The sequence below is a fragment of the Streptosporangium sp. NPDC048047 genome (assembly GCF_040653115.1).
Taxonomy (GTDB): Bacteria; Actinomycetota; Actinomycetes; order Streptosporangiales; family Streptosporangiaceae; genus Streptosporangium.
On the sequence record NZ_JBEZNH010000012.1, the window covers coordinates 22,817 to 46,879 of the forward strand.

General features: G+C 72.3%; 19 protein-coding genes, 1 pseudogene and 1 riboswitch. Of the genes and pseudogenes, 16 read left to right on the plus strand and 4 right to left on the minus strand.

What is annotated here, in order from left to right:
* Positions 1-323 precede the first annotated feature (323 nt).
* From AB0D67_RS13225 to AB0D67_RS13240, 4 genes are all read left to right on the plus strand, one after another.
* Positions 324-1,934: an ATP-binding cassette domain-containing protein gene (locus AB0D67_RS13225; protein WP_362933433.1), complete on the plus strand. Its 1,611-nt coding sequence runs from the start codon at positions 324-326 to the stop codon at positions 1,932-1,934.
* A gap of 84 nt (positions 1,935-2,018) precedes the next feature.
* Complete coding sequence (locus AB0D67_RS13230) at positions 2,019-2,822, plus strand: hypothetical protein (protein WP_362933436.1); 804 nt, start codon at positions 2,019-2,021, stop codon at positions 2,820-2,822.
* 225 nt (positions 2,823-3,047) lie between these two features.
* On the plus strand, positions 3,048-4,940 hold the full coding sequence (locus AB0D67_RS13235; protein WP_362933439.1) for a sigma-70 family RNA polymerase sigma factor: 1,893 nt from the start codon (positions 3,048-3,050) through the stop codon (positions 4,938-4,940).
* 126 nt (positions 4,941-5,066) lie between these two features.
* Entirely contained in the window at positions 5,067-7,001 is a 1,935-nt protein-coding gene (locus AB0D67_RS13240; RefSeq protein ID WP_362933442.1) for a C40 family peptidase, read from the plus strand.
* A gap of 102 nt (positions 7,002-7,103) precedes the next feature.
* Here AB0D67_RS13240 and AB0D67_RS13245 read toward each other — a convergent pair whose 3' ends face one another.
* A complete protein-coding gene (locus tag AB0D67_RS13245; RefSeq protein WP_362933445.1) occupies positions 7,104-7,595 on the minus strand; it encodes an inorganic diphosphatase in 492 nt (163 codons plus the stop codon).
* 141 nt (positions 7,596-7,736) lie between these two features.
* On the opposite strand from AB0D67_RS13245, the gene dacB reads away from it, so the two are divergent.
* From dacB to AB0D67_RS13300, 11 genes and pseudogenes are all read left to right on the plus strand, one after another.
* Complete coding sequence (gene dacB, locus AB0D67_RS13250) at positions 7,737-9,080, plus strand: D-alanyl-D-alanine carboxypeptidase/D-alanyl-D-alanine-endopeptidase (RefSeq protein WP_362933448.1); 1,344 nt, start codon at positions 7,737-7,739, stop codon at positions 9,078-9,080.
* A gap of 204 nt (positions 9,081-9,284) precedes the next feature.
* Positions 9,285-10,334, plus strand: a pseudogene (locus tag AB0D67_RS13255) (zinc-dependent metalloprotease); the annotation flags it as partial.
* A gap of 477 nt (positions 10,335-10,811) precedes the next feature.
* The gene (gene tilS / locus AB0D67_RS13260; RefSeq protein WP_362933451.1) at positions 10,812-11,825 is read left to right on the plus strand and encodes a tRNA lysidine(34) synthetase TilS; all 1,014 of its coding nucleotides are present in this window, start codon (positions 10,812-10,814) and stop codon (positions 11,823-11,825) included.
* 11 nt (positions 11,826-11,836) lie between these two features.
* Positions 11,837-12,394, plus strand: a complete 558-nt coding sequence (gene hpt / locus AB0D67_RS13265) for a hypoxanthine phosphoribosyltransferase (RefSeq protein ID WP_362933454.1) — start codon at positions 11,837-11,839, stop codon at positions 12,392-12,394.
* A 282-nt stretch (positions 12,395-12,676) separates the two neighbouring features.
* The gene (gene ftsH / locus AB0D67_RS13270) at positions 12,677-14,653 is read left to right on the plus strand and encodes an ATP-dependent zinc metalloprotease FtsH (RefSeq protein ID WP_362933457.1); all 1,977 of its coding nucleotides are present in this window, start codon (positions 12,677-12,679) and stop codon (positions 14,651-14,653) included.
* Complete coding sequence (folE, locus tag AB0D67_RS13275; RefSeq protein ID WP_362933851.1) at positions 14,650-15,240, plus strand: GTP cyclohydrolase I FolE; 591 nt, start codon at positions 14,650-14,652, stop codon at positions 15,238-15,240. Before ftsH ends, folE begins: the two co-directional genes overlap by 4 nt.
* Before the next feature lie 382 nt (positions 15,241-15,622).
* A complete protein-coding gene (folP, locus tag AB0D67_RS13280) occupies positions 15,623-16,474 on the plus strand; it encodes a dihydropteroate synthase (RefSeq protein WP_362933460.1) in 852 nt (283 codons plus the stop codon).
* A complete protein-coding gene (locus tag AB0D67_RS13285) occupies positions 16,471-16,911 on the plus strand; it encodes a nuclear transport factor 2 family protein (protein ID WP_362933464.1) in 441 nt (146 codons plus the stop codon). Before folP ends, AB0D67_RS13285 begins: the two co-directional genes overlap by 4 nt.
* Positions 16,908-17,294: a dihydroneopterin aldolase gene (gene folB / locus AB0D67_RS13290; protein WP_362933467.1), complete on the plus strand. Its 387-nt coding sequence runs from the start codon at positions 16,908-16,910 to the stop codon at positions 17,292-17,294. Before AB0D67_RS13285 ends, folB begins: the two co-directional genes overlap by 4 nt.
* A complete protein-coding gene (folK, locus tag AB0D67_RS13295) occupies positions 17,291-17,788 on the plus strand; it encodes a 2-amino-4-hydroxy-6-hydroxymethyldihydropteridine diphosphokinase (protein WP_362933470.1) in 498 nt (165 codons plus the stop codon). The genes folB and folK overlap by 4 nt, the downstream gene beginning before the upstream one ends.
* On the plus strand, positions 17,785-18,249 hold the full coding sequence (locus AB0D67_RS13300) for a DUF3180 domain-containing protein (protein ID WP_362933473.1): 465 nt from the start codon (positions 17,785-17,787) through the stop codon (positions 18,247-18,249). Before folK ends, AB0D67_RS13300 begins: the two co-directional genes overlap by 4 nt.
* Positions 18,250-18,330: 81 nt before the next feature.
* On the opposite strand, the gene AB0D67_RS13305 is transcribed toward AB0D67_RS13300, so the two are convergent.
* On the minus strand, positions 18,331-19,557 hold the full coding sequence (locus AB0D67_RS13305) for an NADH-quinone oxidoreductase subunit D (protein WP_362933476.1): 1,227 nt from the start codon (positions 19,555-19,557) through the stop codon (positions 18,331-18,333).
* A 17-nt stretch (positions 19,558-19,574) separates the two neighbouring features.
* Positions 19,575-20,945, minus strand: coding sequence for an aminotransferase class V-fold PLP-dependent enzyme (locus AB0D67_RS13310; RefSeq protein WP_362933854.1), 1,371 nt, complete (start codon positions 20,943-20,945; stop codon positions 19,575-19,577).
* 242 nt (positions 20,946-21,187) lie between these two features.
* Positions 21,188-21,303: riboswitch (SAM riboswitch) on the minus strand.
* A 123-nt stretch (positions 21,304-21,426) separates the two neighbouring features.
* Here AB0D67_RS13310 and AB0D67_RS13315 point away from each other — a divergent pair.
* Positions 21,427-22,626 (plus strand): cytochrome P450, encoded by a 1,200-nt coding sequence (locus AB0D67_RS13315; RefSeq protein WP_362933479.1) that lies wholly within the window; start codon positions 21,427-21,429, stop codon positions 22,624-22,626.
* A 31-nt stretch (positions 22,627-22,657) separates the two neighbouring features.
* Here AB0D67_RS13315 and AB0D67_RS13320 read toward each other — a convergent pair whose 3' ends face one another.
* Positions 22,658-23,554, minus strand: a complete 897-nt coding sequence (locus AB0D67_RS13320; RefSeq protein ID WP_362933482.1) for a hypothetical protein — start codon at positions 23,552-23,554, stop codon at positions 22,658-22,660.
* Positions 23,555-24,063: the final 509 nt, after the last annotated feature.

The window sequence follows — 24,063 nt, forward strand, 5'->3', positions numbered from 1 at the left end:
GGTCGCGGAGCCGGAGCCGGAGCTGGAGTGATCGCGGATCTTGACGTCTCATCGGCTGCGGCCTTTCGCCCGGTGTGAACGCGCGGTGCCGTAACGGTGGCGATCGAAGCGTTCTCGCTCCTCTTCCATACGAATTCCATACGAACGGTCGAGCATCGACGTTCGGATGGAAGCCCCGCGTGAACTCCCCGGCGGCAGGACGGATCAGCGACGGGCGGTTCGAGCCACGACGCCGGGCTGTGCCGTACCGGAACGGAAACCAGGATGCCGACGGCCGAAGGCGGCGGGTACCCTTCCCGGGGACTTGAGAGAGGGAAGACGCCGTGGGACACGTCGAGGTCGGGCATCTGACGTATGTGCTGCCGGACGGGCGGCCGTTGCTGAACGACGTGTCGTTCCGGATCGGCGACGGGGTCAAGGCCGCGCTCGTCGGCCCCAACGGCGCCGGGAAGACCACGCTCATGCGGCTGATCGCGGGCGACCTCCAGCCGGTCGACGGAAGCGTGGCGAGCTCCGGCGGGCTCGGGATCATGCGGCAGTTCATCGGCGGCATCCGCGACGGGCGGACCGTCCACGACCTGCTCCTCAGCGTCGCCCCCGAACGCGTACGGGAGGCCGCCGAGCGCCTGGAGGCCGCCGAGCTCGTGATGATGGAGCGCGAGGACGAGAAGGCCCAGATGCGCTACGCGCAGGCCATCACCGACTACACCGACGCGGGCGGCTACGACATCGAGGTGCTCTGGGACACCTGCACGATGGCCGCGCTCGGCGTGCCGTACGACCGGTGCAAGTACCGCGAGGTCAACACGCTGTCGGGCGGCGAGCAGAAACGGCTGGTGCTGGAGGCGCTGCTGCGCGGGCCCGACCAGACGCTGCTGCTGGACGAGCCGGACAACTACCTCGACGTGCCGGGGAAGCTCTGGCTGGAGCAGGCGCTGCGCGAGACGCCCAAGACCGTGGTGCTGGTCAGCCACGACCGCGAGCTGCTGGCCAACGCCGCCGACCGGATCATCACCGTCGAGTCGGGCAACATCTGGGTGCACGGCGGGGGCTTCCGCACCTACGCCCAGGCGCGCCGGGAGCGCAACGAGCGCCTCGACGAGCTGAAGAGGCGCTGGGACGAGGAGCACGCCAAGCTCAAGCAGCTGGTCAACACGCTGAAGAACAAGGCGAAGTACATGGACACCATGGCCGCCGCCTACCACTCCGCGCAGACCCGGCTGCGCAGGTTCGAGGAGGCCGGGCCGCCCGAGGCCGCGCCCAAGGAGCAGTTCATCAGCATGCGCCTCAAAGGCGGCCGGACCGCCAAACGGGCCGTCATCTGCGAGGGCCTGGAGCTCACCGGCCTGATGAAGCCGTTCGACCTGGAGATCTGGTACGGCGAGCGGGTCGCCGTCCTCGGCTCCAACGGCTCCGGCAAGTCCCACTTCCTGCGCCTGATGGCCGGTGAGGACGTCCGGCACACCGGCGTGGCCAGGCTCGGGGCCCGGGTCGTTCCCGGCCACTTCGCCCAGACCCACGCCCGTCCCGAGCTGACCGGCCGGACGCCGTGCGAGATCGTGATGACCGAGCATGCCCGGCTGAAGAACGAGGCGATGAAGGCGCTGGCCCGCTACGAGCTGGCCGGGGACGTCGCCGAACAGCGGTTCGAGACGCTGTCGGGCGGTCAGCAGGCGCGGCTGCAGATCCTGCTGCTGGAGCTGTCCGGCACGACGCTGCTGCTGCTCGACGAGCCGACCGACAACCTCGACCTCGCCAGCGCCGAGGCGCTGCAGGAGGGGCTCGACGCCTTCGACGGCACCGTGGTCGCGGTCACCCACGACCGCTGGTTCGCCGACGACTTCGACCGCTACCTGGTGTTCGGCTCCGATGGCAAGGTCTACGAGGCCCCCGAGCCGGTCTGGGACGAGAGCCGGGTGGTCCGCGCGAGGTAGGGGCCGCCGGGGCGGGGTAAAGAATGCCGCCGTTCCCCGCGTGTCCCCTGGGAGTGCGTCCCGAATACGGGTTATCACCATGGGGTGACGCACAGCACCCGAATCGTCGGCGTTATAGCCCTGCTGCTCCTGGCCGGATGCTCCTCCGGCACGGAGAAGCGGCAGGCGGCCCCTCTGCGGCCGCTCACGGTCAGGGAGCAGGTCTCCTCCGTCGTCAAGGGCGACGACGGCTACGTCGTGAACTGGGCCGGCGTGCTCTCCAACGCCAACCCCTGGCATTTCGGGGAGCACGTGGTGGCCACGGTGGTCGCCAAGGACGCCCTGGGCCGGGAGGTCGTGCGGACCGAGCAGCAACTCGACGCGGTGCCGCCGGGCGGGACGCTCCCCTTCAGCGGCCAGACGACCGCCGCGCGCAAGCCCTCACAGGTCAGCGTCACCTACAGCTCCGCCCAGTGGCACCCGGCCGCCCGGATCGCCTCGGCGTTCGAGCGCTTTCCCGTCACGGGCGTCCTGACGGCCCGGCAGGGCCACGGCTACCTCGTCACCGGGTACGTCGGCTCGCCGTACCACCTTCCGGCCGGGAACCTGGTGGTCACCGCGCTCCTGCGTGACCGGAACGGCAGGCTGCTCGGCGGGGGCAGCACGTTCGTGGACGACGTCCGGGCGAACGCCAGACGCAGGTTCATCCTGAACATCCAGAGCGTCCCGGACACGGGGAAGATCGACCGCGCCGAGGTGCACGCGGGCACCTGGGGATCGACCAGCCGCCCGTACGAGGCACTGGCCCTCGGTGGCATCGCCCCGGTCAACACGGCCAAGCCGACCACGGCGCCCTTCGCCAAGGACCGGGGCAGGCCCGCCACGCTCACCGCCGACGCCCGCCCCTGACCGTCCGGTCCCGGCCCGGTCCCGACCGTCCGGATCCGGCCTCGGTGACCGGGGCCCGGCCGCGCCACGGATCCGGCGGATCACCGTGAACCCCCATAAGCCAAAGAGATCCACCCCGGTGCCGAGGGAACCGTCTGCCCGCCTCGCAGACGGAACGCTGACAACGGCCGTCAACGTGCAAGAATCGGTAGAACTTTAAGTTACCAATCATTTACCGTCTGTCACATGGACAACGGTGTTCTGGTCGAAGCCCTCCGCCGGCGCGAGCCCGGCGCTCTCGCCGCGCTGTACGACTTCCACGCCCCGGGCCTTTACCAATACTGCTGGTTCATGCTCGGCGGCCCCGACGGGACTCAGGTGGCGCTCCGCGACACGTTGATCACCGCGGAGGCCCGCATCCACGAGCTCGCCGACCCCGCCCGGCTGCGGGCGTGGCTGTACGCACTCGCTCGGGGGGAGTGCGTACGGCGACGCCCCGCGGCGGCCCCGGAGCCGGGGATGCCCGGTCCGGGGGCCGCGGACCGGACGTCCTCCGGCCCGGCGTCCCCGGGGCGGGAGACCGCGCGACCCGGCTCCCCCCGATCCGGAACGGCCGCTCCGGTCCTCCCGGGGGACGGCGCCGCCGGCCTGGCCGCGTCGGCGTGGAACGCCGTCCGGAGTCTGTCCCCGCAGGACCAGGAGGTCCTCGAACTCCTTCACCGGCACGGCCTGTCCGTCCCCGACCTCGCGCGGGTGCTGGGGGTTTCGGCCAGGAAAGCCGGCGCGATGGACGACGCGGCACGGGAGCGGCTCCGCGACGCGATCACGGTCGAGGTCCTCACCCGCCGGGACCACCACGACTGCGCGGACCTGGCTCGGTCTCTGGACGGCCCGCCGGGCCGCCTCACCCCGCAGGCCCGGCGGCGGGCCGCCCGCCACGTGAGCGGCTGCGACGCCTGCGCCCCGCATCGGGCCCGGCAGGTCTCCGCGGGCAAGGTCCTCGCGGTCCTGCCGCCTGTCGTGCCGCCCGGGACGCTGCGCGTGCGGGTGATGAGCTCCTTCACCGACCCCGACCTCGTCCCCTACCGCCGCTACGTCGCCCGGAGGGCCGGCCTGCTCGACGCCGCCGGGTTTCCCGGCCGCCCGGATCTCCGGAAGGGCCGCAGGGCTCGCGCTGTGGCCGGCGCGGTGGCTGCGCTCGCGGCGACGGCCGCCGTGGCGCTGATGTCCGTCCAGCTCATCGGTGAGTTCCGGGAGGACGCCGCCGGCGCCCCGGAGGCACGACCGGTGACCGGGGAGCCGCCCGGCCTGCTCCTGCCGCGGACCTCGGGCCCGTCCGGACCCTCGGCGGTCCTGGGCTCCCTGGACGGACGGGAGGCCGCGCACCCGGCCGGGTCCGGACCGGCCCGGCCGATCGCGCCGATCGCCTTCACCGGGCTCGGCGGAGCGGACGGCGGGCACCTCGGCGGCCCCGTTCCGGAGCCCCTGCCGCCGCCGGTCCCCACCCCGGCTCCCACCCGGGGCCGCGAGCCGGTCCCCGCGCCCACGACCGGACCCACCTCGGCGCCCACTTCGGCGCCCACGACAGGGCCCACGACAGGGCCCACTTCGGCGCCCTCCGCGCGGCCCACCCCGACCGGCGCGTCCGGTGAGGACCCGGCCGGCGGACCGGTCACCGGGCCGGGCGGCACTGACGGCTCTGACGGCCATGGTGGCCACGGCGGCTCGGGCGGGCGGCCCGGAGGTCCGGGAGGTTCCGGTGGTTCCGGCGGGCGGCCCGGAGGTCCGGGAGGTTCCGGTGGTTCCGGCGGGCGGCCCGGTCCTCCCGCGTCCGGCCCTCACCGGCCCGGTCCTCCCGCCTCCGGCCCCCATCGGCCCGGTCCTCCCGCGTCCGGGGAACGCCCTCCGCGCCACGACGGGTCGCGGGAGCCCCAGCGGCGAGGGCATGACCACCCGGCCCGGCCCGACCTGCCCTGCCCGACCGTCTCCCGGCCCGCCCCGCCGATCCCGTCCACGCCGCCTGCTCCGCCCACCTCGCCCACCTCGCCCACCCCGGCCACGCCGGCCCCGTCCGGGGCGGGCCCCGCGGGCACCCCCGGGCCACCGGACCCCGGTCCGCCCCACGGACCCCCGGAATGACCGCAGTGCGTGAGTGAAATGTGTGCACAGAGTGACGAGTGGGAATCCTGAGGCAATCGGTGATCACACTGATCATGCTGTGACGTGCATCGCACAGCGCCACACGGTGATTCGGAGATTGAACGCATGCGTTCCGCGGGGAAGAGACGACGACGCTGTCACGCCGTGGCCGTGGCGGGCCTGGCCTGCTGTCTGATCACCGGCGCGGGCCTGCCCGCCCACGCGCGACAGGGCAGGCCGGGCCCGTCCGCCGACGAGGTGGCGGAGGCCCGGTCCAGAGCCGTCGAGCGAAGTAAACAGGCGCGCGCGGCCGCCGACCGGCTCGCGAGCGCCCGGAAGAGATCCGCCGGACTGGCCGCCAGGGTGAAGACGCTGACCGAGATCCATGACGGCGAGCTGGCCGAGGCGGCCCGGGCCCGGACGCTGGCCGAACAGGCGGGCGAGCGGGTCCGCGAGGCCGGGGCCGAGCTGGAACGGGCCGGGTTCCCCGACCGGTACGGCGCTCTCGCCCCGGCTCTCCTCCCCTCCCGGACCGCCTTCCCGGCCCTCTCCCCGACGGACCCCGCCCGACCCCCGGTGGGCCTGTCGTCCCGGTCCGCCTTTCCGGTCGCCTCCCCGACGGACCCCGCCTCACCTCCGGCGGGCTTACCGCAGCGCCCTTCCCTCTCCTCGGGTCCGAGTTCCTCGTCGTGGCCCGTCCCCTCCCGCGCGGACCTCCCCGCGCGTGCCCTTCCCGTCGGCGCGGCTCTTCCGGCGTCGCCCGCCGCTCCCCTCGCGGACGACTTCCCGGCCGGTTTCACCGTGCCTCTTCTCCGGGAGGTCCTTCCCTCCGGGACGGGTGACGCGCCGTCGTCGCCCGGGAGGCTCGACGGGCTACGGCGGGCCCTGGACTTCTTCCTCGCGCTCGAAGCCCGCGCCGAGGAGGTCCACGTGCGGCACCGCTCGGCGGCGAGCCGGACCGCCGCGGAGCGGGCCGAGGCCGAGACGGCCGCCTCCGCCCAGCTGGCGGAGGTACGGCGGATCGCCGCCGAGCGGACCCTTCTGCGTGACCGGGCCTCCGCGGCCAGGAGCGCCGCGGCCCGCCTCTCCGGGCGGTGGCGCGCCGCGCGGGGCCGCACCGGGCACACCGGATATGCCGGATATGTGGACCCGGGCCGCACCCGGCACGCCGGTCATGCGCGGCCGGGCCGTACCGGGGCCGTACGGCATGCGGCACGCGGCGGTGCCCGAGGCACGGGAGCGGCGATGCGCGGCCGTGTCGGCGTGGGGCCGGTGGGTCCCCTGGGGTTCGTCCGAGGTGGATCCGCGGGCCCGTGGGCGTACGGCGGGATCAGGCTCGTGCGGCGCGCGGTGCTGGGCCGTACCGGGGGTCCGGCCGGATGGGCCGGGGCGGACCGGTGGGTCCGGCGGCCGGCGGGCGCGCTCAGGACGGGACGTCCCGCCGGAGCCCGAGCCGTCGGGAACCGTCTCGCGGGAGGCCGCGTGACCGGAGCCCACGCCGCCGGGAGCCGCCTCGCCGGGACCCGCCTGACCGGGGAGCGTGTAGCCGGGGAACGCGCCATCGGAGGCCGTGGCCTGCGGGAACGTACCGGGGGCGGCCCCTGGGGGCGGGGCGCGGACGGCGGGTGGCCTGAGCCGGACTGGTGGCTCGACCCCGCTCCGTGGCAGACGGCGGGCGACGTCGTCGCCGACTGGGCGCTCACACAGCTCGACAAGCCGTACGTCTGGGCCGCCAGCGGGCCCCGCGGCTACGACTGCTCGGGGCTCGCCATGCGGGCGTGGGAGCGGGCCGGGATCAGGCTGGACCACTGGACGGGATCCCAGTGGTCGTCGGGACGGCGCGTGCGGCTCGACCGGCTCCACCGGGGTGACCTGCTGTTCTTCGGCCGGCTCACCGGGAACCCCGCGGACGTCCGGCACGTGGGGATCTACATCGGCGGCGGGCTGATGGTGCACGCCCCGCAGACCGGGGACGTCGTGCGGATCGCGCCGATGTGGCGCGGTGACCTCATCGGCGCGACCCGCCCGGCCGGCTCATCCGGCGCGTCACGCCCGGTGTGACAACCCGGCGTGACCCGCCCGGTGTGACACCCGGTGTGACGCTTGACGGCCGCCGGCCCGGTGGTCGCCGGACGGGCGACCGCCGGGCCGGCGGCCGTCCGGTCAGTGCTCGCCGGAGGTCTCGGCCCGCTTGATCGAGCGCGCGATCTCCTCCTCGGCCTCGACCCGGCCGACCCAGTTGGCGCCCTCGACGGACTTGCCGGGCTCCAGGTCCTTGTAGACCTCGAAGAAGTGCTGGATCTCCAGGCGGTCGAACTCCGCCACGTGGTGGATGTCGCGGATGTGCTCCATCCGGGGGTCGGTGGACGGGACGCACAGGACCTTGTCGTCACCGCCCTTCTCGTCGGTCATGCGGAACATGCCGACCGCGCGGCACCTGATCAGGCAGCCGGGGAAGGTCGGCTCCTGGAGCAGCACCAGCGCGTCGAGGGGGTCGCCGTCCTCACCGAGGGTGTGCTCGATGAAGCCGTAGTCCGCGGGGTACTGCGTGGAGGTGAAGAGCAGCCGGTCCAGCCTGATCCGTCCGGTCTCGTGATCCACCTCGTACTTGTTCCGTTGTCCCTTGGGAATCTCAACGAGAACGTCGAACTCCACCGCTGTTCCTCCGCTCAAGCCCCCGGGTACACCCGGATGGGCATTAGTGTCTCGTAGGCGTTGAACCTGTTGGGTACCGTTTGGCGAAAGGTCGGCGACGTGATGCGGCGCGAGCGGTTGGTGGCCTTGGTCACTCTCGTCTTGCTGCAGCTTTTCGTCGTCGCGGCCGGTGCCCACCTGCTCACCAGCGACCTGCTGACCAAGAAGGCGCCCGAATCGACCGCTTCGGCCGAGCCGCCTCCCGTCCCGGTCGTCACCGCGGGTCCGGTGCTGGTCGCGGGGGGGAACGGACCTCTCCCTGCCAAGGGTACTTTGACCGGGGCTCTCACCGAGGCGCTGGGGGACCCCGCACTGGGCAAGAGGGTGGGCGCAGCGGTCCTCGACGTCCGGACCGGTGGCGTGATCTTCGACGGCGACGCCGAGGCGGGCGTCACGCCGGCGTCCACCACCAAGGTCGCCACCTCGGTCGCCGCGCTGGCCTCCCTGGGACCCGACACCAGGCTGAGCACGCGCGTGGTGCGGGGGGCGACCGCGAACTCGATCATCCTGGTCGGCGGGGGCGATCCCACGCTCGCCGGTCCCAAGCCGCTCGCCGGTCCGGTCTACCCCGTGCCGGCGTCCCTGCCGGTCCTCGCCCGGCGGACGGCCAAGGCGCTGAAGGCGGCCGGGATCACCAAGGTCTCGGTGGCCTACGACGACAGCCTCTACACCGGCCCGCGCGTCCCTCCGACCTGGAAGCCCAACTACATCCCCGACGGCGAGGCCGCCCCGACCACCGCTCTCATGATCGACGAGGGCAGGGTCAGGCCGGGCGTCCGCCAGCGGGTCGCCGACCCCTCCCGGACGGCGTACCAGACGTTCACCACCCTGCTGCCCAAGTACGGCGTCGCGGTCTCCGGCGGCGGCGCCACGCGGGCCAGGGCCCAGGCCGGCGCCCAGGAGATCGCCAGGGTCGACTCCGCGCCCGTCTACGCCCTGGTCGAGCGGGCGCTGACGCTCAGCGACAACGACCTCGCCGAGGCGCTGGCCAGGCAGGTCGCCCTCAAGGAGGGCATGCCGGCCTCCGTCGACGGCGCGTCGGAGGCCGTGCGCAAGGTGCTGAGCGGGCTGGGCGTGGAGGGCGTGCAGGTCTTCGACGGCAGCGGGCTGTCGCCCAGGAACCGCATCGCCCCGGCGAGCCTGGCCCGGCTGGTCGCGCTGGCGGCCTCCCCGGCCAACCCCCACCTGCGTTCGGTGATCAGCGGCATGCCCATCGCCGGGTTCACCGGCACCCTCGGCCACCGCTTCACCAAGGACCACTCCGTCTACGGCCTGATCCGCGCCAAGACCGGCACCCTCAACGGCGTCAACGCGCTGACCGGTGTGACCACCACGCGGGAGGGCCGGCTGGTGGCGTTCGCCTTCATGGCGGACGACGTCCCGCCCGGATGGGGCAAGGCGGAGGCGGCCCTCGACAGGCTCGCCGCGACCGTCGCCGCGAGCTGACACCCGCCGCCGCCGGCCGCGGGCCGACGCCTGCCGCCGACGGCCGTGTTCCCGCGACCGGGGCGTCTCCGGCGGCCGGTGCGGGGCCGCCCGGGGCCGCCCGGGGGCGGCCGGACCGACGCCGGCGGCCGGCTTCCACGGCTTCCCGCGGCGCGGACGACTCGGATGGCGCGCTCGGGACGCTCACCACGTACGGTGGACGGTATGCAGGTGATCGACTGGGATCTTGCCGTAGCGACCGGAACGCGCCTGGTGCGCCCCGGGCCGCAAGTGAGCCGAGAGGAGGCCCGCCAGGCCGTCGCACAACTGCGGCGGCTGTCCCGTGAGGCCGAAGGGCACGTCCGCGAGTTCACCCGAATCGACACCGAGACCGCGCCGCAGCCCGCGACGATCGTCGACCGTCCCGGCTGGATCAAGGCCAACGTCGACGGTTTCCGGGTGGTGCTGGAGCCGCTGACCGAACGGCTGGCCGCCCGCGGCGCCCAGACCCCGGCGATCGTGACCTCGATGGGCGCGCGCGTCACCGGCGTCGAGGTCGGCGCGGTGCTGGCCTTCCTGGCGTCCCGCGTCCTCGGCCAGTACGAGCTGTTCCTCCCGCCGGATCCCAGGGGTGAGGCGCCCACCGGCCGCCTGACCCTGGTCGCCCCCAACATCGTGCACACCGAGCAGGAGCTGGGCGTCAACCCGGACGACTTCCGGCTCTGGGTCTGCCTGCACGAGGAGACCCACCGGGTGCAGTTCACCGGCGTCCCGTGGCTGCGCGAATACGTCCGCTCCCAGACCACGCAGTTCCTGCTCGCCTCGGACATCGACCTGAGCACGCTCCTGGAGCGGTTCCGCTCGGCCGCCGACGCGGTGGCCGACGCCGTCCGGGGCGGTGAGGGCAACCTGATCGACGCGATCCAGACGCCCGAGCAGCGGGCGATCCTCGACCGGCTCACCGCGGTGATGACCCTGGTCGAGGGGCACGGCGACTACGTCATGGACGCCGTCGGGCCGTCGGTGGTCCCCTCGGTCGCCGAGATCCGCGCCAAGTTCCACCACCGCCGCGAGGGCGGCTCCCGGGTCGATCGCACGATCCGCAGGCTGCTCGGGATCGACCTCAAGATGAAGCAGTACGCCCAGGGCTCCGCCTTCGTCCGCGCGGTCGTCGACCGTGTGGGCATGGACGGTTTCAACAAGGTCTGGACGTCTCCCGAGACCCTCCCCACCACGGACGAGATCGCCCACCCCGAGCGGTGGATCGCCAGGGTGGCCGAGGTGAGGGCCGTCTCCGGGGTCGGAGCCGTCACGCCCCTTCCCGCGGGCGGCGACGGCGCCGCCTCCGAGGCGGGCGACACCGGGGTGAGCGCCCCGGGCAGCGGAGACGGTGCCCCGGGCGGCGGAGGCACCTCGGACACCGCGAGCGCCTCGAAGCCCGCAGACACCCCGAAGCCCGAAAGCACTCCGGAGCCCGTGGACACCCCGAAGCCCGAGGGCGCCCAGAAGCCCGGCGGCGCTCCGGACGCCGGAGACACCCCCAAGCCCGGAGACACCTCCAAGCCCGGAGACGCTCCGAAGCCCGGGGACGCCCAGAAGCCCGGCGGCGCCGAGGACTGACGGCGGACCCGGCGAGGCCGGCTCCGGCGGGACAGGCCGCGCGAGGCGGGCTCCGGCGGGCCGGGCCCGCCGGGCGGATTCCGGCGGGGCCGATGGCGTCGCCGGTCGTCCCGAGGCCGGACAATGGCGGGCATGGGTCCGCCTCCGGCCGTCGCCGACGTCCGCCGTGCCGTACGGCACGCGCTGGACGACCTCGCGCCCGGCTCCCTCGTGCTCGTCGCGTGCAGCGGCGGCGCCGACTCCCTGGCGCTGGCCGCCGCGACGGGTTTCGCCGCGCCCCGCGCGGGCCTGCGCGCCGGTCTGGTGACCGTCGACCACGGGCTGCAGGAGGGCTCCGCCGCGCGGGCCGCCGACGTCGTGCGGCTGGCGCCCGTCCTCGGGCTCGACCCCGCCGAGGCTCCGGCCGTCCACGTCGGCACCGCCGGAGGGCCGGAGGCCGCGGCCAGGGAGGCCCGGTACGGCGCGCTGGCTGAGGCGGCGGGGCGGCTGGGCGCGGCGGCCGTGCTCCTCGGGCACACCAGGGACGACCAGGCCGAGACCGTGCTGCTCCGTCTGTCCAGGGGCAGCGGCACCCGGTCGCTGGCGGGCATGCCGGCCCGCGCCGGGCTGTACCGGCGGCCGTTCCTGGAGCTGGGCAGGCGGACGACCGCGGCGGCCTGCGCCGCGCTGGGCCTCACTCCCTGGGAGGACCCGCACAACCTCGACGACCGCTACGCCCGCGTCCGGGTCCGGCGGCGGCTGCTGCCCGCCCTGGAGGAGGAGCTCGGCCCCGGGGTCGCCGAGGCGCTGGCCCGGACCGCGTCCCTGTGCCGGGACGACGCCGACGCCCTCGACGGCTGGGCGGACGAGGTCTACGCCCGCGCCGTCGTCGCCGATTGCGCTCTTAGCGATATCGGCGGGGTCGCGCTGGCCGTACCGGAGCTGGAGAAGGCGCCCGCGGCGGTCCGCCGGAGGGTGCTGCGGCGGGCCGCGGTCGAGTCGGGCTCACCCCCGGGCACGCTCGCGGCCGGGCACATCCTGCGGATCGACGGCCTGGTCACCGGCTGGCGGGGACAGCGGCGCGTGGAGGTCCCCGGGGGGATTGGGGTGGTCCGCCGGTATGGCACCCTGGTGTTCGCCAGACAGCCAGCCAGTCCCGCTTCGTAAGGAAATCCCAGGTGGACGCAGCCGACATGGACAAGGACCTCGCGCGGGTCCTCATCTCCGAGGACGAGCTCCAGGCCAAGATCAAGGAGTTGGCGGCCCGGATCGACGAGGACTACGCGGACCAGGACCTGCTGATCGTGGGCGTGCTCAAGGGGGCGGTCATGGTCATGGCCGACCTGGCCAGGGCGTTGCACCTGCCGGTCCAGATGGACTGGATGGCCGTGTCGTCCTACGGCGCCGGCACCAAGTCCTCCGGCGTCGTGCGGGTGCTGAAGGACCTCGACACCGACATCGCGGGCCGTCACGTGCTGGTCGTCGAGGACATCATCGATTCCGGCCTGACCCTTTCGTGGCTGGTCCACAACCTGAAGTCGCGCAACCCCGCCTCCGTGGAGATCTGCGCCGCGCTGCGCAAGCCGGACGCGGTCAAGGTTCCGATCGATGTGAAATACATCGGTTTCGACATCCCCAACGAGTTCGTGATCGGGTACGGCCTGGACTACGCCGAGCGTTACCGGAACCTCCCTTTCATCGGGACTCTCGCGCCGCACGTGTACGGAGAGGCCTGAAAAGTACGCCCTGCGCGAAGCGGGCCGTCCGAAAAGGCGACATCGCCCACCGCGGCAGGGAACACACACCCACCTGACGTACGTTGGTAGGGCAAAGCCGGTGCTGCCACAGCGGTTACCCCGCACGGCACGTCGGTGTACCTTCGGACTTCTAAGAGAAGGTCTATAGCGCCGTCTCTGGGTAGTCAGTTGGAAGCGGTTAGGGATGCCGCAACCCCGGGCTCGCCCGGGGTCTCCAGGCCATGGTCAGGAAGGGACGGGCCCGCCGGGGTTCCGCATCGGATGGATCTCAAGCGATTTACACGTGGGCCACTGCTGTGGATCCTGGGCATCGTCGTCTTGCTCTTGCTCGTCAGCACCATGTGGGGTGGTGACGGCAACTTCGAGAAGAAAGACACGTCCCAGATCGTCAGCTGGATCAACGAGGGCAAGGTCGCCAACGCCAAGATCATCGACAAGGACCAGCGCATCGAGGTCACACTGGCCGACGGCAAGCGCTACTACTCCTCGTGGGTGACCGGGCAGGGCGTCCAGCTCGCCGACCAGCTTCAGACAGCGCAGAACGCCGGAAAGCTGTCCAAGGGCTACACCGTCGACGTGCCGAAGGAGAACATCCTCGTCGGCCTCGTGGTGAGCTTCCTGCCGATCATCCTCATCGTGCTGATCTTCCTGTTCGTCATGAACCAGATGCAGGGTGGCGGCTCGCGGGTGATGAACTTCGGCAAGTCGAAGGCCAAGCTCATCACCAAGGACACCCCCAAGACCACCTTCTCCGACGTCGCCGGCGCGGACGAGGCCATCGAGGAGCTCCAGGAGATCAAGGAGTTCCTGCAGGCCCCGGCCAAGTTCCAGGCGATCGGCGCCAAGATCCCCAAGGGCGTCCTGCTGTACGGCCCGCCCGGAACCGGCAAGACCCTGCTCGCCAGGGCGGTCGCCGGTGAGGCCGGGGTGCCGTTCTACTCGATCTCCGGTTCCGACTTCGTCGAGATGTTCGTCGGCGTCGGCGCCTCCCGGGTGCGCGACCTGTTCGAGCAGGCCAAGGCGAACGCCCCGGCGATCATCTTCATCGACGAGATCGACGCGGTGGGCCGTCACCGCGGCGCCGGTCTCGGCGGCGGTCACGACGAGCGCGAGCAGACGCTGAACCAGCTCCTCGTCGAGATGGACGGCTTCGACGTCAAGGGCGGCGTGATCCTCATCGCCGCGACCAACCGGCCCGACATCCTCGACCCGGCGCTGCTGCGTCCCGGCCGGTTCGACCGTCAGGTCACCGTCGACCGTCCGGACCTGGAGGGCCGCAAGGGCATCCTCAGGGTCCACGGCCGTGGCAAGCCGTTCGCCGAGGGCGTCGACCTCGACGTCATCGCCCGCCGTACCCCGGGCTTCACCGGCGCCGACCTGGCCAACGTCATCAACGAGGCGGCGCTGCTCACCGCCCGCGCCGACCAGAAGCTGATCACGATGGAGACCCTCGAGGAGGCCATCGACCGCGTCATGGCCGGCCCCGAGCGCAAGTCCCGGGTCATGTCGGACCAGGAGAAGAAGATCATCGCGTACCACGAGGGCGGTCACGCCCTGGTCGCGCACGCGCTGCCCAACTCCGACCCGGTCCACAAGATCACGATCCTGTCCCGCGGCCGCGCCCTCGGTTACACGATGACGCTGCCCATGGAGGACAAGTTCCTCGCGACCCGCTCGGAGATGATGGACCAGCTCGCGATGCTGCTGGGCGGCCGCACGGCGGAGGAGCTCGTGTTCCACGAGCCCACCACCGGCGCCTCCAACGACATCGAGAAGGCCACCTCCATCGCCCGGCGCATGGTCACCGAGTACGGCATGAGCGAGCAGCTCGGCGCCCGCAAGTTCGGCAGCGGCCAGGCCGAGGTCTTCCTGGGCCGTGAGATGGGTCACGAGCGCGACTACTCCGAGAAGATCGCCTCGGCGATCGACGAGGAGGTCCGCCGCCTCATCGAGTCCGGGCACGACCAGGCGTGGGAGATCCTCGTCGAGTACCGCGACGTGCTCGACAACCTCGTGCTGGAGCTGATGGAGAAGGAGACCCTCTCCCGGGAGCAGGTCCTCCAGATCTTCGCCCCGGTGGTCGTCAGGGAGAAGCGTCCCTCCTACTCCGGTTACGGCAAGCGGCTGCCGTCCAACCGCCCGCCGATCCTCACCCCCAAGGAGCAGTCCGGCAACGGCGCGCTCCCGGCGGGCACCTCGGGCGCCTACCCGGACACCGCCCCGAGGGACGGTAGCTGAGCGTGGAGCCCGAACAGCCGGCGAGCATCGACTCGGCCAGGATCGAGAAGGCCGTCCGGGAGATCCTCATCGCGATCGGTGAGGACCCGGACCGGGACGGCCTTCAGGAGACCCCGGCCCGGGTCGCCCGCGCCTACGCCGAGCAGTTCGCCGGGCTGCGGCAGACGCCGGAGGACGTGCTGACCACGGTCTTCGACGTCGACCACGACGAGATGGTGCTCGTCAGGGACATCGAGGTGTACTCCACCTGTGAGCACCATCTGGTGCCGTTCCACGGCGTCGCCCACGTCGGTTACATCCCCAACCAGAAGGGGCAGGTCACCGGCCTGTCCAAGCTGGCCAGGCTGGTCGACGTGTACGCCCGCCGCCCGCAGGTGCAGGAGCGGATGACCTCCCAGATCGCCGACGCGCTCATGCGGGTGCTTGAGCCCCGGGGGGTCATCGTCGTGATCGAGTGCGAGCACCTGTGCATGACCATGCGCGGGGTCCGCAAGCCCGGCGCGAAGACGATCACCTCGGCGGTGCGCGGCGACTTCCGCAACAGCGAGAAGACCCGCGCCGAGGCGATGTCGCTCATCATCCGCTGAGTCCGTCGGACCCACTGGATCCACCGGGCCGCCCGTCCACCGGGCCCGGCCCTCGAAGCCCCGCCGGTGCCGCCCCCGCGGTTCCGGCGGGGCTTCGCCGTACGGGCCGGGCGGAAAGACCTGTCGGGCCTCCCCGGATCGGGTTAGTATCGCCACACTTGCCGGCCGTCCGGCATGCTCCGAGTTCCTGTTCCGAGCGCTTCCTCGATCGGCTGGCCGGGAAAGGCGACCCACGCGGGAGATGATCGCGAGAAGTGCCGTCCACCGCTCTCTGCGCCGTCCCGGCGCCGCCCGTCCCCCCGACCGGCCGGAACGGACCCGTCCTCTCGCAAGCCGGACCCACGATATTGGCGAAGCATGGGGAACGCCTAGGCTTGTCGGCATGACTACGTGGAAGGTGCCGGGGGTGCCCGGTCGCGGCCGGTGCCTGGTGATGGGCGTGGTCAACGTGACCCCCGACTCGTTCTCCGACGGCGGCCGCTGGTTCGACCCGAAGGTCGCCGTACGGCACGGTCTGGAGCTGGTCGAGCAGGGCGCCGACATCGTCGATGTGGGAGGGGAGTCCACCAGGCCCGGCGCGGCGCGCGTGCCGCTCGACGAGGAGCTGGCCCGGGTCGAGCCGGTCATCCGGGAGCTCAGCCGCGAGGGCGTCACGGTCAGCGTCGACACCATGCGGGCCGAGGTCGCCCGCGCCGCGGTGGACGCCGGGGCCGTGCTGGTCAACGACGTCAGCGGCGGGCTGGCCGATCCGGAGATGCCGAGGGCCGTCGCCGCGACCGGCGTGGCGTACGTGGTCATGCACTGGCGCGGCCACAGCCACGCGATGAACGACCGCGCGGTCTACGGCGACGTCGTGACCGAGGTACGCGAGGAACTGGCCAAGCGGGTGGCCTCGGTGCTGGCCGAAGGCGTCGCCGAGGAGCAGATCGTGCTCGACCCGGGACTGGGTTTCTCCAAGAACGCCGAGCACAACTGGGCCGTGCTCGGCGGGCTCGACCGGCTCGCCACGCTCGGCTACCCACTGCTCATCGGAGCGTCCCGGAAGCGTTTCCTGGGAAGGCTGCTCGCCGATCCGGACGGTACGCCACGGCCCTTCGACCGCAGCGACGACGCCACGCTCGCCGTGACGGCCATCGTCGCCCGGCAGGGGGCGTGGTGCGTGCGGGTGCACAACGTACGCCCGAACGCGGACGCCGTCCGCATCGCCGCAGCCGTCCAGGGAGCGAGAGCATGAGCGTCGACACCACCGCCGTCGAGACGGTCAACCAGTCGTTCTACACCGCGATCGAGAACGCCGACCTCGACCGGATGACCGAGATCTGGGCCGAGGACATGGACGGCCGGCAGGTGAGCTGCGTGCATCCCGGGTGGCCGATCGTGTCGGGCCGCCCGGAGGTGCTGCGCTCCTGGGCGCTGCTCATGGCCAACACCCCCTACATCCAGTTCGTGCTGACCGACGTCCGGGTGATGGTCATGGGCGACGTCGCCATCCTCACCTGCGAGGAGAACATCCTCACCGCGGGCGACGAAGGTGATTCCAGCTTCGCCGCGGGCAAGGTGGTGGCGAGCAACACCTTCGTCAGGACGGCCGAGGGCTGGAGGCTCTGGCTGCACCACGGTTCGCCCGTGCTGCAGAGCGACGACGACGAGGAGGAGGACGAGGCGGCGTGACAGATCCGACAGGCACCGACCGGATCAGCGTGCGGGGGTTGCGGGCGAGAGGACGGCACGGCGTGCTCGCGGCCGAGCGGGAGCTGGGTCAGGAGTTCGTCGTGGACGTCACGCTCTTCCTCGACACCGCCCCCGCGGCGGCAGCGGACGACCTGACGAGGACCGTGCACTACGGCGAGCTCGCCCAGGAACTGGTGAAGGTCGTGGAGGGCGAGCCGGTAGACCTGATCGAGACGCTCGCCCGGCGTCTGGCCGACGTCTGCCTGGCGTACGAGCCGGTGGAGTCGGCCGAGGTGAGCGTCCACAAGCCGGCCGCGCCGATCCCGCTGCCGTTCGACGACGTGGTCGTGACGATCAGGAGAAGCCGGGAGGGCCGCGGATGAAGGTCGTGCTGGCGCTCGGCAGCAACCTGGGCGACCGCTTCGACACCCTGCAGGGCGCGCTGGACGCGCTCTTCGACGCGCCGGGGCTGGGCTTCGTCGCGGTGTCGCCGGTCTACGAGACCGACCCGGTCGGCGGCCCCGAACAGGGCCCGTACCTCAACGCGGTGGTGATCGCCGAGAGCTCCCTGGACCCCCGGACGATCCTCGAACGCGCCCAGAACGTGGAGAACGCCTTCGGGCGGATCCGGATGGAACGCTGGGGCGCCCGCACCCTCGACGTCGACCTCATCACGGTGGGGGACGTCGTCTCCGGCGACCCGGAGCTGACGCTGCCGCACCCCCGGGCGCACGAGCGGGCGTTCGTGCTGGTTCCGTGGTCGCGGGTCGATCCGGAGGCGACGCTGGCCGGGCGGCGGGTCACCGACCTGCTGGCCGGGCTGGACCAGGAGGGCGTGCGGCCGCGCGCGGATCTGACGCTGCAGAGGCCCGAGTGAGGCCCAGCCGCCCCGACGTGATCGTCGGGCTCATCGTCGTGTTCGGCGTCCTCACCTGGGTCGCGCTGAAGCCGTTCTACTCGTCCCTGCCGACCGTGCCGTGGACGGCGATCCCGACCGTCTTCCTGCTGGCGCTCGGCGAGGCGTACACCGGGTGGATGACCAAGGCCCGGATCGAGCGCAGGCCGGACACCAAACCCGTCGAGCCGATGGCGGTGGCCCGCCTGGCCGCCCTCGCCCAGGCGTCGGCGTACGGCGGCGCCGTCTTCGCGGGCGTCTTCGCCGGGTTCGCCTTCTACACCGCGGACCTGCTGGAACAGGGCGTGCCACGCCGTGACTTCTTCATCGCCGGCGGCTCGTTCGTCGGCTGCGTGGTGCTGGTCTGCGCGGCGCTGTACCTGGAGCACTGCTGCCGGGTGCCCAAGGATCCCACCGAGAAGGGCCGGGAGGCCGGGAGCTGAGGCCGGGGTCTCGGTGACCCGCCGGGTCCGGCGTCGCGGCCCGGCTCTCACCGGAGAGGCCCCGCCCCGGCCCCGGCGGCGTCACTTGTCGATGTCGCCGACCACGAAGAACATCGAGCCGAGAATGGCCACCATGTCGGAGACCAGGTGGCCGGGGAGCATCTCGCGCAGCACCTGGACGTTGTTGTAGGAGGCCGAGCGGAGCTTCAGCCGCCACGGGGTCTTCTCGCCGCGTGAGACGAGGTAGTAGCCGTTGAGGCCGAGCGGGTTCTCCGTCCAGGCGTAGGTGTGGCCCTCGGGGACCTTGAGCACCTTGGGCAGTCGCTGGTTGATCGGCCCCGGCGGCAGCTCGCGCAGCCGCTCCAGGCAGGCGTCGGCCAGGTCGAGGGAGACCTTCACCTGCTCCAGCAGCACCTCGAACCGGGCGTGGCAGTCGCCGGCCTCCCGGGTGACGACCCGCACCGGCAGCTCGCCGTAGGCGAGGTAGGGTTCGTCCCGGCGCAGGTCCATGTCCACGCCGGAGGCACGGGCGATCGGGCCGCTCACGCCGTACTGCATGATCGTCTCGCGGTCCAGGACGCCCACCCCGCGGGTGCGGGCGAGGAAGATCTCGTTGTCCACGATCAGGTTCTCGATGTCGGGCAGCCGCCGCCGCACGTCGGCGACGGCCCGCGCCGCCCGCTCCGACCAGCCCTCGGGCAGCTCCTCCTTCAGGCCGCCGACCCGGTTGAACATGTAGTGCATCCGCCCGCCGGAGACCTCCTCCATCACGGCCTGGAGGGTCTCGCGCTCACGGAACGCGTAGAAGACGGGGGTGATCGCGCCGAGCTCCAGCGGGTAGGAGCCGAGGAACATCAGGTGGCTGAGCACCCGGTTCAGCTCGGCCAGCAGCGTGCGGGTCCAGACGGCCCGGGGCGGCGTCTCCATGCCGATCATCCGTTCCACCGCGAGCACCACGCCCAGCTCGTTGGCGAACGCCGACAGCCAGTCGTGCCGGTTGGCCAGCACGATGATCTGCCGGTAGTCGCGCACCTCGAACAGCTTCTCCGCGCCGCGGTGCATGTAGCCCACGACGGGTTCGGCCGAGCTGATCAGCTCTCCGTCCAGGGTGAGCCGCAGCCGCAGCACCCCGTGGGTGGAGGGGTGCTGCGGTCCGATGTTGAGGACCATGTCCTCGGTGGCGAGCTCCTTGCCCTGCGCGCCGGGAGCCGCCGGCCCGTCGGCCGGGGCCGGCCGTACGGCCTCCGCTCCGGCTCCGATGCCCACGTGCAGCTCCCGGGACGCCCCTTCGGTGCGACGCTCACTCATAGGCTCATGCTCCCACGTCAGCGTCGCGCGGCAATCTCCCGCAGAGCGGACACCAACCGGTCCACGTGCTCGTCGGTGGTGCCGATGCCGATCGACGCGCGGACGGCCGAGGCGGTCCCGTCGTCGCAGCCGCCGTCCGCGGCGACCGGCCGCCGGGTGCCGCGGACGGCGTCCCGGGGCTCGGTGTCCGGGTGGTGGATGTCCTGGTGGCGCGTGTCCAGATGGTCGGCGCCCGGGTGGTGAGCGTCCTGAGGCTCGGTGTCCGGGCGGTGGGCGTCCAGGAGGTGCCGGACGAAGGGATGGGCGCAGAACCTGCCGTCCCGGACGCCGATGCCGTACTCGGAGGACAGGACCTCGGCGACCTCCCGGGCGGTACGGCCGGCCACGGTGAAGGAGACGATGCCGACGCGGGGGTGGGCGGGGTCCCACAGGGACAGCTCGCGGACGCCCTCGATCCCGGCGATCCCGGCGCGCAGCCGGGCGAGGAGACGCTCCTCCTCGCGGACCAGCGCGGTCCAGCCGGTCGCGGTCAGCGCGTCGCAGGCGGCGGCGAGGGCGACGGCGCCGAGGACGTTCGGGGTGCCGGCCTCGTGGCGGGCCTCGGGGTCGTCGTGCCAGTCGGCCTCCCCGCCGTCCGTGACCGCCCGCACCGCGCCCCCGCCGCGCAGGTACGGCTCGGCTCCGGACAGCCAGTCCGGGCGGCCGATCAGCGCGCCCGTGCCGAACGGCGCGTAGAGCTTGTGGCCGGAGAAGACCACGTAGTCCAGGTCGAGCGCGGTCAGGTTGACCGGGCGGTGCGGGACGAGCTGGGCGGCGTCCACCAGCACGCGGGCGCCGTGCCGGTGGGCGATGTGCGCCAGCGCGGCGATCGGCCACAGCTCCCCGGTGACGTTGGAGGCGGCGGTCACGACCAGCAGCTTGGGGCCCTCGATCTCGGCGAGCGCCCGGTCCGTGGCGCGGACCGCCTCACCCGGGAACGCCGGCGGCGCCAGCCGTACGGCACGCCGCCACGGCAGCAGCGAAGCGTGGTGCTCGGTGTCGAAGACCACGACCGTGGTCCCCTCGGGCAGGCAGCGGGCCAGCAGGTTGGTGGCGTCGGTGGTGTTGCGGGTGAAGACCACCGCGTCGTCCGGGCGGGCCCCGGCGAAGGCGCGGACCGTGTGCCGGGCCCGCTCGTAGCGGGCGGTGGTGAGCTGGGAGGCGTAGCCGGCGCCGCGGTGGACGCTGGAGTAGGCCGGGAGCGCGGCGGCGACGGCGGCGCTCACCGGCTCCAGACAGGGCGCGCTGGCGGCGTAGTCGAAGTTGGCGTAGGGGACCAGCCGGCCGCCGCGGACCGGGACCTCGAGGTCCGCGCCGAGCACCGCGGGGATCCGCCGGGCCTCGGGCACGCGGGTCCCGGGGAGGGTGGTTCCCGGTACGGCGGTTCCGGGGGCGGCCGGGGCGCTTGCGGCGGCGGGGGCGGCGGTTTCCGGGGCGGCCGGGGCGTTTCCGGCGGCGGTTCGCGTGGTGCAGTCGGCCGCGTCGCCGGAAGCGGTGTCGGCGGGGGCGGTGGAGGCGAAGATCGTCAGAGTGGACACGCCCGTGCTCCTTATGAGGTCATCGGACCCCAAGCCACGGCGTTGATGCGTGGAGCCCGCGCTTGCCCGGCGCACCTCGCGCCGGACCAGGTCCTCACCCGGGGCACCCCGCCGCGGACGCGAGGGTTGCCGGCCAGCTAGCCGGGGCTTGTCGCTGGCACTCATGACCTACCCGGGACTATAACCGACGACAGCGGCCCCGCCGCAAGCTCCGTGTCTCGGAATGCGGACAGATGTCTCGCGGATCTCCGGGGTCTTGGGGCCCGGCCACCTGGGACATTACGATGTCTACGTGCGCTTTGATCCTTGGAATCCGGAATTCGTCGCCCACCCTTACGACGTCTACGACGAGCTGCGGCGCGAGCGGCCGGTCGGCTTCTTCGAGCCGACGGGCCAGTGGCTGATCGCCCGGCACGCCGACGTCAACGCGCTGCTGCGTGACCGCCGGCTGGGCCGGTCCTACCTGCACGTGGCGACCCACGCCGAGTTCGGCAGGCCGGACGACCCGGAGTTCCAGGACCCGTTCTGGCGGGTGATCAGGGCCGGGATGCTCGACGTCGAGCCGCCGGTGCACACCCGGTTGCGTCGGCTGGTCTCCAAGGCGTTCACCCCGCGCATGGTCGAGACGCTGCGCCCCAAGGTCGCCCGGATCGCCGGAGAGCTGGTCGAGGCGTTCGCCGAACGCGGCGGCGGCGACCTCATCTCCGAGGTGGCCGAGCCGCTCCCGGTGACCGTGATCGCCGAGATGCTCGGCGTGCCCGAGGCCGACCGGCACCTGCTACGGCCCTGGTCCGCCGACATCTGCGGGATGTACGAGCTCAACCCCTCGGTCGAGGCCCAGCACACCGCCGTGCGCGCGGCCGAGGAGTTCTCCGCCTACCTCGTCGAGCTGGCGCGGGCCCGCCGTACCGACCCCGGTGACGACCTGATCAGCGCGCTCGCCCAGGTGGCCGACGAGGGCGACCGGCTCACCGAGGAGGAGCTGGTCGGCACCTGTGTGCTGCTGCTCAACGCCGGCCACGAGGCCACGGTCAACGTCACCGGCAACGGCTGGTGGTCGCTGTTCCGCAACCCGGCCGAGCTGGAACGGCTGCGCGCCGACCACGGCCTGCTGCCCGGTGCGATCGAGGAGCTGATGCGCTGGGACACCCCGCTGCAGATGTTCGAGCGCTGGGTGCTGGAGGACATCACCGTGGGAGGGATCGACATCCCGCGCGGCTCGGAGGTGGCGCTGCTGTTCGGCTCGGCCAACCGCGACCCCGAGGTCTTCGCCGACCCCGAGCGCCTCGACGTGGGCCGGGTGGACAACCCGCACATCTCCTTCGGCGCGGGCATCCACTTCTGTCTCGGCGCGCCGCTCGCCCGGATCGAGCTGATCGAGTCGTTCGGCGCCCTGCTGCGCCGGGCCCCGAAGATGGAACTCACCGCCGAGCCGACCTGGGGCCCCGGCTACGTCATCCGCGGCCTCACGGCCCTCAACGTGACGATCTGAACCCCCCAGGGGAGGCCGGGACGACGTCGGGCTAGCCGAAGAGTTCGTCGATGGTGGCGACCGTTCCGGCGCGGCGGCCCCACTGCTCGATCTGATCCAGGTCGGTGCATTCGAGGACACGGGCGCGGACGTCGTCGGGGACGTCGATACCGCGTGCGGTCAGGACGAGCAGCAGCATCTTGGCCTCGCCCTTGGCCTCGCCCTTGGCCTCGCCTTCGGCGATGCCCTCTGCCTTGCCCTGTCCGAAGTAGTGGCGGGCGTATTCGCTCTTGTACTCGCGGGTGCCGGTGCGCATCATCGCCTCCAGGATCTGGCGGGCCGCTACAGGGAGCATGGCCAGCACTTCGTCAATATAACCTTGCGCCTGGTCGATTCCGAGGTGGTCCAGGCCGTGGAGCATCGCGGTGAGGATTTTCTCGCCGTCGTCGCCGTGGCCGTGGACGAGGGCCGATAGGACGGCCAGTTCGGGGTTGTCCTGGGCCTGGGCGGGGTCGGTGACGGCGGGGATCCGGTCGGGGCCCAGGACCAGGGGGGTGAGGGTCAGGCCGGGGTGGCCGAGGGCGATGGGCTGGGCGCACCAGGCGGCGGTGCCGGGGCGGGGGCTGATGATCAGCAACAGGACGGGACAGTGCAGGCGGGCGCGCAAGGTGGCGAGATAGGCAGGCCAGCTCCAGCGTTTGTGGAGGTCTTTGCGGCGTTGGACCTCGACGATGACGGCGGCGACGATGTCGGTGTGCTCGTCGCGGAGGCTGACGACGGTGTCGGCGCGGTATTCGGTGGGTTTGTGGTCGTTGAGGTCGGCCGATTCGATGCGGGCGTGGGTGTGGGCGGGGACGGTGTCGGGGCGGACGCAGTCGAGGAGATCGGCGGCGAGGGTGGGGCGTTCCTTGATGAGTTCGAGCCAGATCTCGTGTTCTCGGGTGGGCATGACGTGAACACTATAAGTGTTCGCTTGACCACGCTTTGAATTCGCGAGGGTCTTTACCTGACCAGATCGGCGATCGACGACCTGAGTCGGTCGATTGCCTTGCGACCCTCCAGGCAACCCTTCGATATTCGGTATAAGCGAAGACATCTTCGTTCTATGCGAAGCATGGCGGTGCGGGACGGGGCGCTCCGCACCGCCATGCCGGTTCAGGGGGCGGACACGTCATCCAGGCGGTTCGGTACGGCGGGCCGTCCCACCGTGACCCCTCGGCGAAGGGTCGTTCCCGGCTGGCCCAGAACCGTCCGGCGTCGCTGCGGATGATTCGCCACCCGGGAATCGCCGGTCGGGGTCGTGCTGTCTCGGGCTGTTCCACGGGTCGGACCTCCGTCATCGTGTCCAGCGTCTGTCCGTACGTCGGTGACGCCGGACGGGCCGGTTCCAGTGGGCGTGCTGGTTCTGCCGCTCGTGCCGGCGACAGGGCGGATTTCACCGCTCACGTCGGTGATCAC

Coding starts and splice junctions, on each gene's coding strand:
- tilS (WP_362933451.1), top strand. CDS start 10,812: ATGGGTCCGCCTCCGGCCGTCGCCGACGTCCGCCGTGCCGTACGGCAC.
- AB0D67_RS13320 (WP_362933482.1), bottom strand. CDS start 23,554: ATGCCCACCCGAGAACACGAGATCTGGCTCGAACTCATCAAGGAACGC.
- AB0D67_RS13285 (WP_362933464.1), top strand. CDS start 16,471: ATGAGCGTCGACACCACCGCCGTCGAGACGGTCAACCAGTCGTTCTAC.
- ftsH (WP_362933457.1), top strand. CDS start 12,677: ATGGATCTCAAGCGATTTACACGTGGGCCACTGCTGTGGATCCTGGGC.
- AB0D67_RS13240 (WP_362933442.1), top strand. CDS start 5,067: ATGCGTTCCGCGGGGAAGAGACGACGACGCTGTCACGCCGTGGCCGTG.
- AB0D67_RS13235 (WP_362933439.1), top strand. CDS start 3,048: ATGGACAACGGTGTTCTGGTCGAAGCCCTCCGCCGGCGCGAGCCCGGC.
- AB0D67_RS13305 (WP_362933476.1), bottom strand. CDS start 19,557: ATGAGTGAGCGTCGCACCGAAGGGGCGTCCCGGGAGCTGCACGTGGGC.
- folP (WP_362933460.1), top strand. CDS start 15,623: ATGACTACGTGGAAGGTGCCGGGGGTGCCCGGTCGCGGCCGGTGCCTG.
- folK (WP_362933470.1), top strand. CDS start 17,291: ATGAAGGTCGTGCTGGCGCTCGGCAGCAACCTGGGCGACCGCTTCGAC.